This is a genomic window from Gordonia sp. WA4-43, assembly GCF_020520305.1.
Taxonomy (GTDB): Bacteria; Actinomycetota; Actinomycetes; order Mycobacteriales; family Mycobacteriaceae; genus Gordonia; species Gordonia hongkongensis.
On record NZ_CP084736.1, the window covers coordinates 2400205 to 2416271 of the forward strand.

The window sequence follows — 16067 nt, forward strand, 5'->3', positions numbered from 1 at the left end:
CCAGTGGCCGCTCGAGCGGCCCGAGATCGAGGAGGACGATTCGTGAAGGTCTGCGTCATCGGCGGAGGTCACGGCTCTTATGCGGCCGCGGCCGAGCTCAGCGAGAAGGACCACCATGTCACCTGGTGGCGACGGGACGGCGCAGCGTTCTCGTCCCTGGTCGAGCGCGGCACGCTCGAGATCGACGACCACCGCGGCCGGCGGCAGATCGGCGTCGACGGCGGAGCGAGCGGCGGGATCTCGATCGTCGCCGATCTCGCCGAGGCGGTGTCCAACGCCGAGGTCATCGTCGCGCCGGTCCCGGCGTTCGCCCACGAGTCGCTCGCGCGGCAGCTCGCCCCGCACCTGCGCGACGGCCAGGTCGTCTACCTGCCGCCGGGCAGCTTCGGGTCGTTCGTCTTCGCGCGGGCGGTGCGCGCGGCCGGCAATCCCGCGGACGTCGCGTTCGCCGAGACCGGGACCCTGCCCTACCTCGCACGCAAGCACGGCGACACCCGGGTCGTCGTCAGCGGGTACGCCACCCGTCTGCCCACCGGGGTGTTCCCGGCCCGGCACACCGATCGGGCGCTGGCGGTCCTCGGTGAGGTCTATCCCGCCGTCGAACGCAGCGAGGACGCCCTCAGCGGCGCGCTCATGAACGCCGGCCCGATCATCCACCCGCCGCTGATCTTGATGAATGCCGTTCCGCTGGAACACTTCCCGTCGTGGGACATCCACAACGAGGGCACCCAGGACGCCATCCGGCGGGTCACCTCCGCGCTCGACGCCGAGCGCATCGCGGTCCGGGAGGCGCTCGGCTACGGCGCACCGCACTTCCCGCTCGCCGACCACTACACCGCCGACGGCGACGAGTGGATGTACGGCAACGCCGCCCACGAGAAGCTCACCGACAGCGGCGACTGGCGCGAGAACATCGACCTGCACACCCACCGCTACATGACCGAGGACGTCGAGATCGGGCTGGCGCTGCTGAGCTCGGTGGGGCGGTGGGCGTCGGTACCGACGCCGGTGGCCGACGGCCTGCTCGCCCTCGCCGGCGCGGTCACCGGACGTCCGGCCGCAACCGGCGGCCGGACCCTGGAGAACCTGGGACTGGCCGACCTCGACCGGTCCGGCATGCAGGCACTGCTCCACGACGGGCCAGCGCAGTGACGGGTCGCCACGTCGCCGTCGTCGGCGCCGGCCGGATGGGTCAGGGCATCGCCGCCGCGCTGGCCTTCGGGAACGTGCCGGTCACGGTCGTCGACCTCCGCGACCGCGGTGCCGACGCCGCGGCCTACCTCGACGGGGTTCGCACCGCGGTCCGTCAGGCACTGGCGCACAAGGTCACGCTCGGCCTGCTGGCGGTCGAGGACCTCGACGACGTCGCGGCGCTGGTCACCGTCGTCGGCGAGGTCGACGCCCTGGGTCCGATGGCCGGCGCCGATCTGGTGTTCGAGGCGGTACCCGAGGTCGCCGAGATCAAGCGCGACGCGCTCACGTGGATCGAGGCGATGGTCGGCGACACCGTCCCCATCGCGTCGACCACCTCGAGCTTCCTCGTCGACGAGCTCGCCGGGGCGTTGTCGGCCCCGGAGCGATTCCTCAACGCGCACTGGCTGAATCCGGCTGACCTCATGCCGCTCGTCGAGGTCGCGCCGGGCACCGCCACCGGCCGCGGGGTCGTCGACGCCACCCGCGACCTGCTCGTCGCGGTCGGCAAGGTACCCGTCGTGTGCGCCCCGTCCCCCGGGTACATCGTGCCCCGGCTGCAGGCGCTCGTGATGAACGAGGCGGCCCGGATGGTCGACGAGGGGGTGGCCAGCGCGGAGGACATCGACACCGCGGTGCGCATCGGATTCGGCTCGCGCTTCGCGGTTCTCGGCCTGCTCGAGTTCATCGACTGGGGTGGTTGCGACACCTTGTTCCACGCGTCGAACTATCTGCGTGGTGAACTCGGCGAGCGGTTCGCGCCCGCCCCGCTGGTCGAGTCCAACATGACCTCCGGGCGTCGTGGGATATCCGACGGCGCAGGCTTTTACGAGTTCGACCCGGCCACCGTGGCCGACTACCGCGCCCAGCGGATCGCCGACTTCGCCCGCGTACTCGACGCGGTCGGGCGTCTCGCCCGCCACGAGGAGTTCAGCACGGCCGACTGACGGATCGGGCGACGACCTCACCCGCCACCGGACCCGGTTCCGGTGGCGCGGTGAAGCGTACCCGAACGCGGCCAATAGCTCGGCGCGGTAAAGCTTTTCCCGATTCCCCCCGACTCGCGGGTTCGACACAATCGATCCATCCACGAGTACAGCCAACGAACGACGGCCTCGAAGGTCCGTTCGCCCACCGATGAGGAGTGATCCGTGGTAACTCTCGACAATTCTGCACCACCCGACCCCTCGGCCACCGGCACCGGCCGGCCGCGCCGGGAACGCACCACCCGCGTCGCCGTCGCGTCCGGTGTCGGCACGATCATGGAGTTCTACGACTTCGCGATCTACGGCACCGCGACGGCACTGGTCTTCAACAAGATCTTCTTCAACGTCGACGATCCCTGGTTCGGCACCTTCCTGGGCTTCGCGACCTTCGCGGTCGGTTTCGTGATGGCGCCGATCGGCGCCCTGATCTTCGGACACTTCGGGGACAAATTCGGCCGACGCAAGGCGCTGACCGCCGCCTTCCTGCTCATGGGCGGATCGACCCTGGCCATGGGCGTCCTCCCCGACTACCAGGCCATCGGGATCGTGGCACCGATCATCCTGGTCTTCCTGCGCATGGTGCACGGCATCTCGCGCGGCGGTGAGATCGGCGGCGCCGCCCTGCTCGCCGCCGAACACGCGCCGACGCACCGGCGCGGTCTGTACGGCTGCTTCGTCACCCTCGGTTCGCCGGTCGGCGGCATCCTGGCCAACCTGTCGTTCGCCCTCGTCCTGCTGATGCCGATGGAACAGGTCCTGGCCTGGGGCTGGCGGATCCCGTTCCTCATCGGCGGTGTCGTGCTGGCGATCGGGGTGTGGACCCGGTCCCGCGTCAGTGAGACACCGGACTTCGTCGAGTCCAAGCAGGCCGAGGAGAAGTCGCCGCCGGCCTTCGCCGTGCTCCGCCAGAACTGGCGTCGCGTCGCGCTGGCCGCCGGTATCAACGTCGGGCAGAACTGTTACGCCTTCCTGCTGTTCACGTTCATGCTCTCCTTCCTGACCGAGACCGATCCGGGACGCGGCTTCGACCGGTCCCCGGTGGTCTTCGGCAGCACGCTGGCGCTCGCCTGCCACGCCGCGACGGTCGTGCTGGGCAGCTACCTGTCCGACCGGCTGGGCCGCAAGACGGTGATCGGCTTCGGGATGATCACGTCGCTGCTGTTCGCTCCGATCCTGTTCTCCGTCACCGCATCCGGGTCGTTGGCCGCCTGCATCACGGTCATCTCCATCGGCTTCGCACTGACCGGGTTCGTCTATGGTCCGATGCTCACCACCTTCGCCGAGCTGTTCCCGATCACGCAGCGCTACAGCGGCATCGGGATCGGTTTCCAGGTCGGCGCGGTGCTGGGCGGCGGCCTGGCGCCGATGATCGCGAACCGGATCGTCAGCGCCACCGGCAGCGTGATCCCCGTCGGTTTCTATGCGGCGGCCCTGATGGCGATCAGCTTCTGCTGCCTGATGGTCATCCGCGAGACGGCTCCCGCGCTCGCCGGGCGGCCCACGTTGCGGCAACGTCTCCGCAGCTGACCTCGCGGGTCAACTATTGACAGCATTCTGTCATTAATGACAGGATGCTGTCATAGTCGTCCGAAGGAGGCATCATGAAGACCGTCCATCTCGCCCTGTACCCGACGCTCGCCGATTGGGAGTTCGGGTACGTCGCGTCCGGCATCAACAACCCCGAATACCAGGCCGAGCCGGGAACGTTCCGGATCGTGACCGTCGGCGCGACGACCGAGCCGGTCCGCACCATCGGCGGGGTCACGATGGTGCCCGACACGACGCTCGACGCGATCACGCCCGAGGACAGCGCGATGCTCGTCCTGCCCGGCGCCCAGATCTGGGAGACCAACGACGCCTTCGTCGACGCCGCGCGGCGCTGGTCCGAAGCCGGCACCCCGGTAGCCGGGATCTGCGGCGCGACAATGGGTCTCGCGCGTGCCGGACTGCTCGACGACCGACGCCACACCAGCAACGCGCCGGAGCAGTTGTCGCCCACCGGTTATGCCGGGGCCGCCCACTACGTCGACGCCCCCGCCGTCACCGACCGCGGCGTCATCACCGCGGCGGCGATCGCCCCGGTCGACTTCGCACGGGAGGTCTTCGCGCTGCTCGGCGTCTACACGCCGCCGGTGCTCGACGCCTGGTACCAGCTCTACGGCCACCAGGACCCCAGCGGCTTCTACGCGCTGGCCGGCGAGCAGTGAAAGACCCGCAGGACCTGCTGTCGGCCTCCGCGCTGACAGCGTTCCGGCTGAACGGGCAGTTCCTCAGCCTCGCCGAGCGTCTCGCCGAACCCGCCGGGCTGACCGCCACGCGGTGGCAGGTGCTCGGCGCGGTGCTCGACGAACCGCTACCGGTCGCGGGCATCGCACGGGCGATGGGGATCACGCGCCAGAGCGTGCAGCGCACCGCCGACCTCCTCGTCGCCGACGGGCTGGCCGAGTACCGCGACAATCCGGCCCACCGTCGCGCCAAGCTCGTCTCCCCCACCGCTGCCGGCCTCGCGGCCGTCCGCGCGATCAACCCGGGACATCGCGCGGCGGCCATCCGGTTGGCGGCCGCACTCGACCCGGCCCGGTGGGAGCACGCCTTGACCGCACTCCGCGATCTCAGCGCCGCCCTTGACGAACTCGACGACCAGCGCTGATGTCTAATTGTTGACAATCGTACGATCGAGCGTCACCGTGTAGCCATGACTGCCGGCGTCGAGTCCCAGATCCACAGTTCCCAGGTCCGCACCGACCAGACCGCGTCGCTGAGCCCCGCCCTGAAACAGGCGACTCCCGTCGTCGTCGACACTGCGGCCGGTTCGTGGATCCGGGGCACCGACGGTCGCGACTACCTCGACTTCACCACCGGTATCGGCGTGACCAGTACCGGCCACTGCCACCCGCACGTCGTCGCGGCCGCGCAGGCGCAGTGCGCCAGGATCATCCACGCGCAGTACACCACCGTGATGCACACCCCGCTCCTCGAGCTCACCGCCCGACTCGGGGCGGTACTGCCCACGGGCCTCGACTCCGTCTTCTACGCCAACTCCGGTTCCGAAGCCGTGGAGGCCGCCGTCCGTCTCGCCCGGATGGCCACCGCGAAGCCCAACATCATCGTGTTCCAGGGCGGCTTCCACGGCCGGACCGTCGCCGCGGCCAGCCTGACGACGGCCGGCACCCGCTTCTCCGCCGGCTTCTCGCCCCTGATGAGCGGCGTGCACATGGCTCCGTTCCCGTACGCCTACCGCTACGGCTGGGACACCGACACCGCGGTCGACTTCGCACTCCGTGAACTCGACTACCTGCTGCAGTCGCGCGTCGCCCCCAACGACACCGCGGCCTTCCTCATCGAGCCGGTGCTGGGCGACGGCGGCTACCTGCCCACCCCGCCGCGCTTCCTGCAGGGCCTGCGCGAGCGCGCCGACCGCCACGGGATCCTCCTCGTCCTCGACGAGGTACAGGCGGGATTCGGTCGCACCGGTAGGTTCTGGGGTCACCAGCACGCGGCGGGCCTGACCCCCGACATCCTGATCACCGCCAAGGGCCTGGCGTCGGGATTCCCGATCTCGGCGATCGCGGCGCCGGCGGAACTGATGAGCAAGGCGTGGCCGGGGTCGCAGGGCGGCACGTACGGCGGCAACGCCGTCGCGGCCGCCGCCGCGATCGCGACCCTCGATGTGATCGAGTCAGAGGGCCTCGTCGAGAACGCGCGCGTCCGCGGTGAGCAGTTGCTCGCCGGCCTGCGGCAGGTGTGTGCACCGTTCCCGGGCGTCGGCGACGTCCGCGGGCTGGGGCTGATGGCCGGCATCGAGTTCATCACGACCGATGCCGCCGGGAACACGACGCCCGACGCGGCGGCCGCGCTCGCCGTTCAGCAGGCCACCACCACCCAGGGGTTGCTCTCGCTCACGTGCGGGCCGTCGGCCAACGTCGTGCGCCTGATCCCCGCCCTGGTCGTCACCGCCGAGGAGATCGACCTCGGCGTCACCCGCTTCGGTGCCGCGCTCGCCGCGGCCCTGGGCTAGACCTGACAACCCGGCCTCATATGCCACGGGTGGACATCGCAGCCGAACTCACCGCTCTCGGTGTCGATGCGGACGCCTCGACACGTCGCCTGGCCGAATACTCCTACGACGCCTCGAATTACCGTGTCCCGCCCCTGGCGGTCACCTTCCCGCGTACCGCCCGCGACGTCGCGACGGTGGTCGGGTGGTGTCATGACCACCGCGTCCCGGTGGTCCCCCGCGGCGGCGGGACCTCCATGGGCGGCAACGCGATCGGGCCCGGCGTCGTGCTCGACCTGTCCCGGCATCTCGACCACGTCCTGTCCGTCGACTCCGATTCCGCGACCGCGGTCGCGGGCGCCGGGATCGTCCTGACCACACTGGCCGCCGACGCACGAGCCGCCACCGGCGGCAGGCTCACCTTCGCGCCGGACCCGTCCTCGGCCTCGCGCGCGACCCTCGGCGGCGCGATCGGCAACGACGCCTGCGGCAATCACTCGGTTCGGTACGGCCGTACCAGCGACCACATCGTCGAACTGCACCTCGTCACCGCCGACGGCCTGATGCTCACCGCAACTCGTGACGGGCTCCGCGCCACCGAGGCCGCCGATGCCGCGGCAACGGAGCGGGCGGCCGAGATCACCGCGTCGCTGCGGGAGCTGACCACCGCGAACCTGGCTATCCTGCGCACCCAGCTCGAGACCATCCCGCGGCAGGTCTCCGGTTACCATCTCGCGAAGCTGCTGCCGGAGAACGGTTTCGACGTGGCTCGCGCACTCGTCGGCAGCGAGGGGACCTGCGCGATCGTCGTGTCGGCACGCGTCACGCTGGTACCGGTCCCGACGTCTCAGCTCCTGCTGTGCGTCGGCTACCACTCCCCCGCCGACGCCGCCCGGGACGTACCGGCGATCCTTCCGTTCGCACCGTCGGCGATCGAGGGCATCGACCGCAAGATCGTCGCCACGATGGCGGCGCGGCGTGGCCACGACGCCGTCGCCGGCCTGCCCGACGGATCCGCGTGGTTGTTCATCGACGTCGACGAAGACAGCGCTGCCGCGCAATCCGAGTCGGACGTGCCGGCGACCGCCAAGCGGTTGCTCGACCACCTGCGCGCGCAGGGACGGATGACCGACGCCACGGTGGTCGACGACCCCGCCCGCCGCCGGGCGCTGTGGCGGGTCCGCGAGGACGGTGCGGGTCTGTCGTCCCGACTGGCCGACCCCGACGACGAGAGCATCGGCGCGGGTTACGAGTCGTGGCCCGGATGGGAGGACGCGGCCGTCGCACCCGAGCGGCTCGCCGACTACCTCGACGAGTTCGCCGGCCTGCTCGACCGGCACGGCCTCACCGGGGTCATGTACGGCCACTTCGGCGCGGGGTGCATGCACGTGCGCATCACGTTCGACCTGCGCTCCGCCGACGGGCGCGCGGTGATGGCACGCTTCTGCACCGAGGCCGCCGAACTCGTGGTGCGGCACGGTGGTTCACTGTCCGGTGAGCACGGCGACGGGCGAGCCCGGTCGGCGCTGCTGCCGCTCATGTACAGCCCGGCGATGATGTCTGCCTTCACCCGCTTCAAGTCGATCTGGGACCCGCACGGAATCCTCAACCCGGGCAGCATCGTCGATCCGCCCCCGATCACCGCCGACCTCGCCCTCGCCGACGTGCCGCGTCGCCACTGGCCCACCGCTTTCGACCTGGGGCACGAACTCCCGCTCGTCGACCCGTTCGTCCACTCGGTACAGGGATGCATCGGCGTCGGACGGTGCCGGGCGGACTCGGGCGGGGTGATGTGTCCGAGCTACAAGGCCACCCGCGACGAGAAGGACTCCACCCGCGGGCGCGCCCGTGTGCTGCAGGACATGGTCCGCACCGCGCCGAGCGTCGACGAGGGATGGCGGTCCACCGATGTCGCCGAGGCGCTCGAACTGTGCCTGTCATGCAAGGCGTGTTCCACCGATTGCCCGACCGGCGTCGACATGGCCACCTACAAGTCGGAGTTCCTCGACCACCACTATCGACGTCGGCTCCGCCCGCTGTCGCACTACTCCCTCGGCTGGATGCCCGCGTGGTTGTCGGCGGCGGGGCTCGCGGCACCGGTGCTCAACCGAGCACTGCGATCCAGGCTGAGCGGTTTCGCCGCGCGCGCCGGCGGACTCGACCCCCGGCGGACGATGCCCGCCTTTGCGACACAGCGTGCGCGGCGCACCCATCTCGGTGCACTCTCACCGGTCGACGCGTCGTCCACGGTCGTGCTGTTCGTCGACTCCTTCACCCGCGCCTTCCGGCCGCAGGTGGCCACCGCGGTCGCCGAGATCCTCCGAGCCGCCGACCCCGTCGACCGTGCGTCGGATCCCGTCAACCGTGCATCAGCTTCCGTCGGCTGTGCGGCCGACAACTGCTGCGGTCTCACGTGGATCTCGACGGGACAGCTCGACCGCGCCCGAAAGGTGCTGCGCCGCACCGTCGACGACCTCGACGACGGGACGGACCGACCGATCGTCGTTGTCGAACCCAGTTGCGCCGCGGCGCTCGCGAAGGACCTGCCCGAACTCGTGCCGACCGACGCCGCCCGTCGCGTGGCTGCACGCGTGCGAAGTTTCGCCGCCCATGTGCCCACTCTGCTCGATGCCGGCTGGCGACCACCACCACTGCCCGACGAGGTGACGTTGCAGACCCATTGCCACGAGTACGCGGTGTTCGGCGCCCGGGTCGGCATCACCGCCCTGGAGGCGCTGGGGGTCACCGTGCACACCGCGGACGGTTGTTGTGGCGTGGCAGGCAACTTCGGTTTCGAGAAGGGTCACTACGAGGTGAGCATGGCCGTCGCCGAGAACGGACTCGCACCGGCGCTGCGGAACGCGCCGCAGCGGCCCGTCATCACCGACGGGTTCAGCTGCGCGATGGCCGTCGAACACCTCGCCGCCGTCGACGACGCCCTCGCCCCCGCGCGCGTACGCGGAATCCATCTCGCCGAACTGCTCAGGGCATCACCCGATACCGATACTCCAGGAGTACAACCATGACGACCATCGCGCCCCAGACCGCTCCCGAAGCAGTGTCCCGCGTCCACACCGACCTGTTCGTCGACGGCGAGTGGGCTCCGGCCGCGTCGGGCAAGCGCTTCGACGTCGTGAACCCGGCCACGGAAGAGGTACTCGCCCAGGTGGCCGACGCCGACGCCGTCGACGCTCGGCGCGCGCTCGAGACCGCGGCCGCGCACCAGGCCGAGTGGGCCACGACCTCACCGCGGTTCCGCAGTGAGATCCTCTATCGCGCACATCAACTCATCATGACGCGCGCGGACGAGATCGCCGCGGTGATGACCGCGGAGATGGGCAAGCCCCTCGCTGAGGCCAAGGGCGAGGTCGCCTACGGCGCCGAGTTCTTCCGCTGGTTCGCCGAGGAGGCCGTGCGCATCGGTGGCGACTCCACCACCACCGGCGACGGATCGCACCGGATCGAGGTCACCAGGCAGCCCGTCGGCCCGTGCATCCTCATCACGCCGTGGAACTTTCCGCTGGCCATGGCGACCCGCAAGATCGGACCGGCCGTCGCGGCCGGCTGCACCATGGTCTTCAAACCCGCCGAACTCACCCCGCTCACCTCCCTACTGCTGGCCGACATCCTCGTCGAGGCCGGTCTACCCGCGGGCGTGCTGAACATCGTCACGACCAGCGACCCGTCGACCGTCGTCACCGAGTGGATGGAGAGCGGACTCGCCCGCAAGGTCAGCTTCACCGGGTCGACCGAGGTCGGGAAACTACTCCTGCGTCAGGCGGCGGGCACGGTCATGCGGACGTCGATGGAGCTGGGCGGCAACGCGCCGTTCATCGTCTGCGCCGACGCGGACATCCCGCGGGCCGTCGACGGCCTGATGTTCGCCAAGATGCGCAACATCGGTCAGGCCTGCACGGCCGCCAATCGAGTCTTCGTGCACCGCAGCGTGATCGACGAGTTCACCGACGCCTTCGCCGCGAGAATGTCCAGTTTGCGCGTCGGTGACGGTGCGGCCGAGGGCGTCCAGGTCGGGCCCCTCGTCGAACGCAAGGCCGTCGAGAAGGTCTCGGCGCTCGTCTCCGACGCCGTGGCCAAAGGCGCGACGGTGATCTGCGGCGGCGAGAAGACCAGCGACCCAGGATTCTTCTACCCGCCGACAGTGTTGTCCGGCGTCGGGCTCGACGCAGACCTCATGCGCACCGAGATATTCGGTCCCGTCGCCGCGATCATCCCGTTCGGGAATGCTGACAGGCCAGACGATCCTGCCGCCGACGACGAAGTGCTCGCGCTGGCCAACGACACTCCCTGGGGCCTGGTCGGTTACCTCTTCAGTCAGGATGTCGACCGCTGCGCCAGGCTGTCGGCCGCGCTGGAAACCGGTATGGTCGGGGTCAACACCGGCGCCGTGTCCAATCCGGCGGCTCCCTTCGGGGGTGTCAAGGAATCCGGGCTCGGCCGCGAGGGTGGACGCGTGGGCATCGAGGAGTTCCTCGACATGAAGTACACGGCGACGCCGATTCATCGTCGCTGACAGCGGTTTTCCGGAACACATCAGCGTTCAGACAGGAGCGAGGAGACCATGTACCTGGGTGCTCAGCTGTTCAGTGACAGCGAGTACGAGCAGCGCCTGAGACGTGTCCGTGAGCTCATGGACCGTCAGGGTCTGTCGGCGATCATCGTCACCGATCCGGCCAACATCTTCTATCTGATCGGTTACAACGCCTGGTCGTTCTACACCCCGCAGATGCTGTTCGTGCCGATCGACGGGGAGATGGTCTTCTACGCTCGCGAGATGGATGCGCATGGCGCACACCGCACGACGTGGTTGCCTGCCGATCAGATCGTCGGCTACCCGGAGAGTTATGTGCACCGCCCGCACCTACACCCGTTCGACTGGGTCGCGTGGTCGCTGCGTCAGCGGCACCTCATCGCCCCGGCATCGAACACCGGGTCCGTGGGCCTGGAGATGGACTCACACTTCTTCTCGCCGAAGGCGTATCGCGCGCTGTTCAACGCGATTCCGGAGTGGAAGCTCGTCGACAGCTTCGAGCTCGTCAACTGGGTGCGCTCGGTCAAGTCCGACGCCGAGGTGCAACTGATGCGCCAGGCCGGCATGGTGTGCTCGAAGGCGATGCGCGCCGCGATCGACACCATCGACATCGGGGTGCGGCAATGCGATGCGGCCGCGGCCATCTCGCAGGCGCAGATCACCGGCACCCCGGAGTACGGCGGCGACTATCCGGCGATCGTCCCGATGATGCCCACCGGCGCGGCGGCCGACACCCCGCACCTCACCTGGCACCAGGGCACTTTCGTCGAGGACGAGGCGGTCGTCATCGAATTGACCGGTGCACACAACCGATACCACTGTCCGCTTGCCCGGACGGTGTCCCTCGGCACCCCGAGCAAGGATCTCGACTACGTGGCCAAGGCAACCGCCGAGGGCCTGAACAACGTGCTGGAGGCCATCAAGCCGGGCGTGGCCACCCGCGAACTCGCCTCGACGTGGAACTGGACACTTGCGAAGTACGGGCTCGAGAAGCCGTCGCGCCTGGGCTATTCGATCGGCATCGGCTACCCGCCCGATTGGGGCGAGCGCACGATCAGCATCCGCAGCGAGGACGAGTCGGTACTGGAGACCAACATGACCTTCCACATCGTCTGCGGCATGTGGATGGACAACTACGGTTTCGAGCTGTCCGAGTCGGTCCGGGTCAGCCCGACCGGCGTCGAATGCTTCACCGACTTCCCGCGCGAACTGATCCAGAAGTAGCCACACAACCTGATCGACACCAGCACGACGACCACACAATCCGATCCCTGAGGTCCGAAACCAACACGACGACCACACCACCTGATCCCTGAGGTCCGAAACCAACACGACGACCACACCACCTGATCCCTGAGGTGCGAAACCAACACGACGACCACACGATCTGATCCCTGAGGTGCGAGGAGCGCAAGCGACGAGCCACGAAGGGCTGCCGAGACGAGGTGAAGAAAGTGACCACAACCGAAACCGCCTATCAGAACCGACATTCGGCACCGACACTGCCGTTGGCGGGCCGCGCCAAGGACCTCGTCGGTTCGATGATCGACTCGTCGACCTCGCTGCTCGCCGCGCAGTCCCACGACATCGTGCGGTTCGCGATGGGCTCCCCCGCGGACGAGGCCGTACCGGCCGACGAGTTCCGTCAGATCGCCGGTGAGATCCTCGATCACACCTCGTTCACCTACGGTGCCACGGAAGGCGAGCCCCGGCTGCTGCAACTGCTCGTCGACTATCTCGCCACGACCCCCGACCCGTCGTCCCTCGACCGGTTGGTCATCACCACCGGCGGGATGCAGGGACTCGACCTCGCCTGCAAGCTGTTCGTCGATCCCGGGGATCTGGTCATCGTCGAATCCCCCACGTACACCAACGGCAGTGCGACCGCGCTGTCCTACGGCGCGCAGTTGCTCGAGGTTCCCGTCGACGACGACGGCATGCAGGTCGATCAGCTCGAGGCACTCGTCGCACGCACCCGTCAGACGCCGAAGGCGATCTACACGATCCCGACATTCCAGAATCCGTCCGGCGTCACCATGTCCGAGGAGCGCCGCCGCGAACTGCTGCGGCTGGCGCACACCTGGGGGTCGGTCATCATCGACGACGACCCGTACGGGCTGTTGCGGTTCGCCGGCACCGACATCCCGACCTTCCAGACGCTCAGCCCCGGCGACCCGCTGATCTTCTCGGTCCGTACGTTCTCCAAGATCCTCGCGCCGGGCTGGCGTGTCGGCTGGGTCGACGCCGATCCCTCCCTACGCCAGCTGCTGATCAACGGCAAGCAGGCGATGGACACCTGCACCAACGTGCCCAACCAGCACATCGTCGCCGAGTACATCGCCCGCGGCGGACTCGAGGACCATCTCGCCGGGATTCGCCTGCTGTACCGCGAGCGCAAAGAGGCCATGCTCGACGCCATCAGACGTCGTCTCGGCGATCGGGTGGTGACCACGGACCCCGAGGGCGGCTTCTTCCTGTGGGTCACGTTGCGCGACGAGTTCGCCGAGATCGACACGCGAGAACTCTTCGAGGTCGCGCTCGCGGACGGGGTGGCGTTCATTCCCGGCCCCGCGCTGTCGCCCGGTGGACGCTTCCGCAACTCGATGCGTCTCTGCTTCGCGTCGAGCATCCCGGAACGGATCGACGAGGGTGTCCGACGTCTCACGGCCAGTCTTGAGAAGATGGCCGGGTGAGTCGTGAACCAGACCTGACCGCCGCCGAGACCGCGGTGCTCGGCTTCATCGACGAGGCCGCGATCATCTCGCTCACCTCGGCACTGGTCGAGGCGCCCAGCGAGAACCCGGGCGGTACCGAGGAAGCCGCGGTCGAAGTGCTCGAGAGTGCCTGCCGCGCGCTCGGTTTCGACGTCGTGACCCACGAAGTGGCACCGGGGCGGCCCAATCTCGTCGCCACCGTGCCTGCCGGCACCGGACCGGGACTGATGTTCCTCGGACATTCGGACGTGGTCCCGGCCGGTCCCGGCTGGTCAGCGGACCCGTACACGGTCCGCATCCGCGACGGCCGCATCTACGGCCGCGGTGCCACCGACATGAAAGGCGGCCTCGCCGCCGTCGTCGCGGCGATGACCGCGCTACGCCGGGCCGCCGAGGTCGGGGTCGAACTCTCCGGACCGGTCCGCCTGGTGTGCACCGTCGACGAGGAGGAACACGGGACCGGGGTGCGGGACTTCGTGGGCCGCCCCGCCGACCTCGAGTTCCGCGGCTGCGTGGTCGCCGAACCCACCGACATGCAGGTGGTCCGGGGTTGCCGCGGTGCGTCGTACATCGAGATCGAGGTGACCGGTCGCGCGGCTCATTCCGGACGTCCCACCGATGGTCGCAGCGCCATCGACGCCGCGGCGGCCATCGTCGACATCATCCGCGCCGACGGTGAACGGCTGGCCGAGACGGCCGACGAACTGCTCGGTCATGGCACCTGGAATGTCGGCACCATCTCAGGCGGACAGGGCATCTCGGTGGTGGCACCGGGTTGTTCGCTCGGCATCGACCGGCGCCTGATGCCCGATGAGGACCCGCATCGGATCGCCGACGATCTGCGAAGAGCGATCAGCGACAGAAGAATCGACACCGACGGCATCAGCGTCGACGTCCGGGTGACCATGGAGATGCCCGGTTTCGCGACGGAAGCCACGCACCCGCTCGTCACCACAGCGGTCGGTGCGGTCACCGATGCCGGGGCGGACACCTCGGTCGGCGGCTGGACTGCCGCCTGCGACGGTGGCTTCGTCAGCCGCGACCTCGGTGTCCCGTCGATCGTTCTCGGTCCGGGCAACATCAACACCGACGCCCACCAACCGGACGAGTCGGTGGCCATCGCCGACCTGGTCATCGCGGCGAGAGCCTACGCCCTCGCCGCGATGCGGCTGCTGGGCCCCTAGTTCACCTTCTGCTTCTGCAGCGCCGTGAAATCGTTCTCGAGACTGGGGATCTCGGTACCGCGCAGCGAGGCGCCCGCGGTCTCCTTCAGGAAGACCAGGGCGACCATGCCGATGGCGCAGGCACCCATCATGTAGACCGCGGGGAACAGGTTCCAGTCGGTGCTCTCGACCACTGCATCGTTGACCAGCGGCGCGGTTCCACCGAATGCCGCGGTCGCGACGTTGTAGGAGATCGCGAAACCGGCATAGCGGACCTGGGTCGGGAACATCGCCGGGAAGGTGGCCGAGATGGTCGCCAGCTGAGGGATGTACAGCACACCCAGGATGACGAATGCCACGATGGCCCAGGCGAACCCCTGACCCATCAGCCAGTAGAGCGGCAGCGCGAGGACGAACAGGCCGATCAGCGAACCCCACCACATGGGTTTGCGGCCCGTCGAGTCCGACCACCATCCGAAGAACGGGATCAGCAGCATCATCACGAGCTGGCCGATGAGGTTGACGACGCTGGCCGAGGTCTCGGACAGATCGATGGTGTTCTGCAGGTAGGTCGGCTGGTAGGCCAGCAGGGTGTAGTTCGCCACGTTGAGCGCGATCACCAGACCGAACATGGTGATGATCGGACGCCGGTAGTTGACCAGCAGATCCTTGAACCGGGTCCAGGCCGAGCCCTTGATCTCGTTGTCCTGCTCCAGTTCCTGGAACACCGGCGTGTCCTCCATCTGCGACCGCAGGTACAGCCCGATCAGGCCCATCGGCAGTGCGAGCAGGAACGGGATGCGCCAGCCCCACTGATCCATCTGGCTGTCGGACAACGCCAGTTGCAGCAGGAGGACGAAGAGTGTCCCGCCGCAGAAACCGGCCAGGGTGCCGAATTCGAGGAACGAGCCGTACTTTCCGCGCTTGTTGTCGGGCGCGTACTCGGCCATGAACGTTGCGGCACCGCCGTATTCGCCGCCGGTCGAGAACCCCTGGATGACACGGAGCAGGATGAGCAGGACGGGTGCCCAGAACCCGATCGACGCATGCGTGGGCAGCAGGCCGATCAGTGCGGTCGCGCCGGAGATGAGCAGGATCGTCATCGCCAGAACCGATTTGCGGCCGATGCGGTCGCCGATCGGTCCCCAGACCATACCGCCGAGGGGCCTCAGGACGAAGGAGATCGCGAAACCCAGCATGGTGCCGACGGTTCCGAACTCCCCCGGGAAGAACGCCTGCGTCAGGTAGACCGAGGCCGCGGCGTAGACGCCGTAGTCATACCACTCGGTCGCGTTGCCGATCGCCGAGGCGCCGATGGCCTTGCGGAGAAGTCTCTTGCCCTCTCGTGAATTCGGGTCTGGTGCGAGCTGCTCGTAACTGTCTGCTGTCGTCGTGTCGCTCATCTGCGCTTCCTGAGTCGTGGGGCCGCTGAGGGTCGATCTCGTTGCTGCGATCGGTGGACCCGGG

At 68.7% G+C, this 16067-nt stretch carries 12 protein-coding genes; 11 read left to right on the forward strand and 1 reads right to left on the reverse strand.

The genetic code is table 11. The annotated features are described in order from the left end of the window. Window positions 1-42 precede the first annotated feature (42 nt). From LEL84_RS10775 to LEL84_RS10825, 11 genes are all read left to right on the forward strand, one after another. The gene (locus LEL84_RS10775) at window positions 43-1152 is read left to right on the forward strand and encodes an NAD/NADP-dependent octopine/nopaline dehydrogenase family protein (RefSeq protein ID WP_226514032.1); all 1110 of its coding nucleotides are present in this window, start codon (window positions 43-45) and stop codon (window positions 1150-1152) included. Next, window positions 1149-2138, forward strand: a complete 990-nt coding sequence (locus tag LEL84_RS10780) for a 3-hydroxybutyryl-CoA dehydrogenase (RefSeq protein ID WP_078112675.1) — start codon at window positions 1149-1151, stop codon at window positions 2136-2138. Before LEL84_RS10775 ends, LEL84_RS10780 begins: the two co-directional genes overlap by 4 nt. A 204-nt stretch (window positions 2139-2342) precedes the next feature. Further along, window positions 2343-3704, forward strand: coding sequence for an MFS transporter (locus LEL84_RS10785; RefSeq protein WP_068971826.1), 1362 nt, complete (start codon window positions 2343-2345; stop codon window positions 3702-3704). Window positions 3705-3778: 74 nt separating this feature from the next. Continuing rightward, window positions 3779-4384, forward strand: coding sequence for a DJ-1/PfpI family protein (locus LEL84_RS10790; RefSeq protein WP_165629626.1), 606 nt, complete (start codon window positions 3779-3781; stop codon window positions 4382-4384). After that, window positions 4381-4827 (forward strand): MarR family winged helix-turn-helix transcriptional regulator, encoded by a 447-nt coding sequence (locus tag LEL84_RS10795; protein WP_226514033.1) that lies wholly within the window; start codon window positions 4381-4383, stop codon window positions 4825-4827. The genes LEL84_RS10790 and LEL84_RS10795 overlap by 4 nt, the downstream gene beginning before the upstream one ends. A 45-nt stretch (window positions 4828-4872) precedes the next feature. After that, complete coding sequence (locus tag LEL84_RS10800) at window positions 4873-6195, forward strand: aspartate aminotransferase family protein (RefSeq protein ID WP_226514034.1); 1323 nt, start codon at window positions 4873-4875, stop codon at window positions 6193-6195. Between the two features lie 20 nt (window positions 6196-6215). Continuing rightward, window positions 6216-9200 (forward strand): FAD-binding and (Fe-S)-binding domain-containing protein, encoded by a 2985-nt coding sequence (locus tag LEL84_RS10805; RefSeq protein WP_226514035.1) that lies wholly within the window; start codon window positions 6216-6218, stop codon window positions 9198-9200. Then, window positions 9197-10705 (forward strand): NAD-dependent succinate-semialdehyde dehydrogenase, encoded by a 1509-nt coding sequence (locus LEL84_RS10810; RefSeq protein WP_226514036.1) that lies wholly within the window; start codon window positions 9197-9199, stop codon window positions 10703-10705. Before LEL84_RS10805 ends, LEL84_RS10810 begins: the two co-directional genes overlap by 4 nt. Before the next feature lie 48 nt (window positions 10706-10753). Further along, window positions 10754-11947: a M24 family metallopeptidase gene (locus LEL84_RS10815; protein ID WP_137809992.1), complete on the forward strand. Its 1194-nt coding sequence runs from the start codon at window positions 10754-10756 to the stop codon at window positions 11945-11947. 230 nt (window positions 11948-12177) lie between these two features. Then, window positions 12178-13416, forward strand: coding sequence for a PLP-dependent aminotransferase family protein (locus LEL84_RS10820; protein ID WP_226514037.1), 1239 nt, complete (start codon window positions 12178-12180; stop codon window positions 13414-13416). Further along, window positions 13413-14621 (forward strand): M20 family metallopeptidase, encoded by a 1209-nt coding sequence (locus LEL84_RS10825; RefSeq protein ID WP_226514038.1) that lies wholly within the window; start codon window positions 13413-13415, stop codon window positions 14619-14621. Before LEL84_RS10820 ends, LEL84_RS10825 begins: the two co-directional genes overlap by 4 nt. Here the strand turns inward: LEL84_RS10825 and LEL84_RS10830 are convergent. Further along, the gene (locus tag LEL84_RS10830; RefSeq protein WP_226514039.1) at window positions 14618-16003 is read right to left on the reverse strand and encodes an MFS transporter; all 1386 of its coding nucleotides are present in this window, start codon (window positions 16001-16003) and stop codon (window positions 14618-14620) included. The genes LEL84_RS10825 and LEL84_RS10830 overlap by 4 nt on opposite strands. Window positions 16004-16067: the final 64 nt, after the last annotated feature.

Coding starts and splice junctions, on each gene's coding strand:
- LEL84_RS10790 (WP_165629626.1), top strand. CDS start 3,779: ATGAAGACCGTCCATCTCGCCCTGTACCCGACGCTCGCCGATTGGGAG.
- LEL84_RS10800 (WP_226514034.1), top strand. CDS start 4,873: ATGACTGCCGGCGTCGAGTCCCAGATCCACAGTTCCCAGGTCCGCACC.
- LEL84_RS10805 (WP_226514035.1), top strand. CDS start 6,216: ATGCCACGGGTGGACATCGCAGCCGAACTCACCGCTCTCGGTGTCGAT.
- LEL84_RS10810 (WP_226514036.1), top strand. CDS start 9,197: ATGACGACCATCGCGCCCCAGACCGCTCCCGAAGCAGTGTCCCGCGTC.
- LEL84_RS10815 (WP_137809992.1), top strand. CDS start 10,754: ATGTACCTGGGTGCTCAGCTGTTCAGTGACAGCGAGTACGAGCAGCGC.
- LEL84_RS10830 (WP_226514039.1), bottom strand. CDS start 16,003: ATGAGCGACACGACGACAGCAGACAGTTACGAGCAGCTCGCACCAGAC.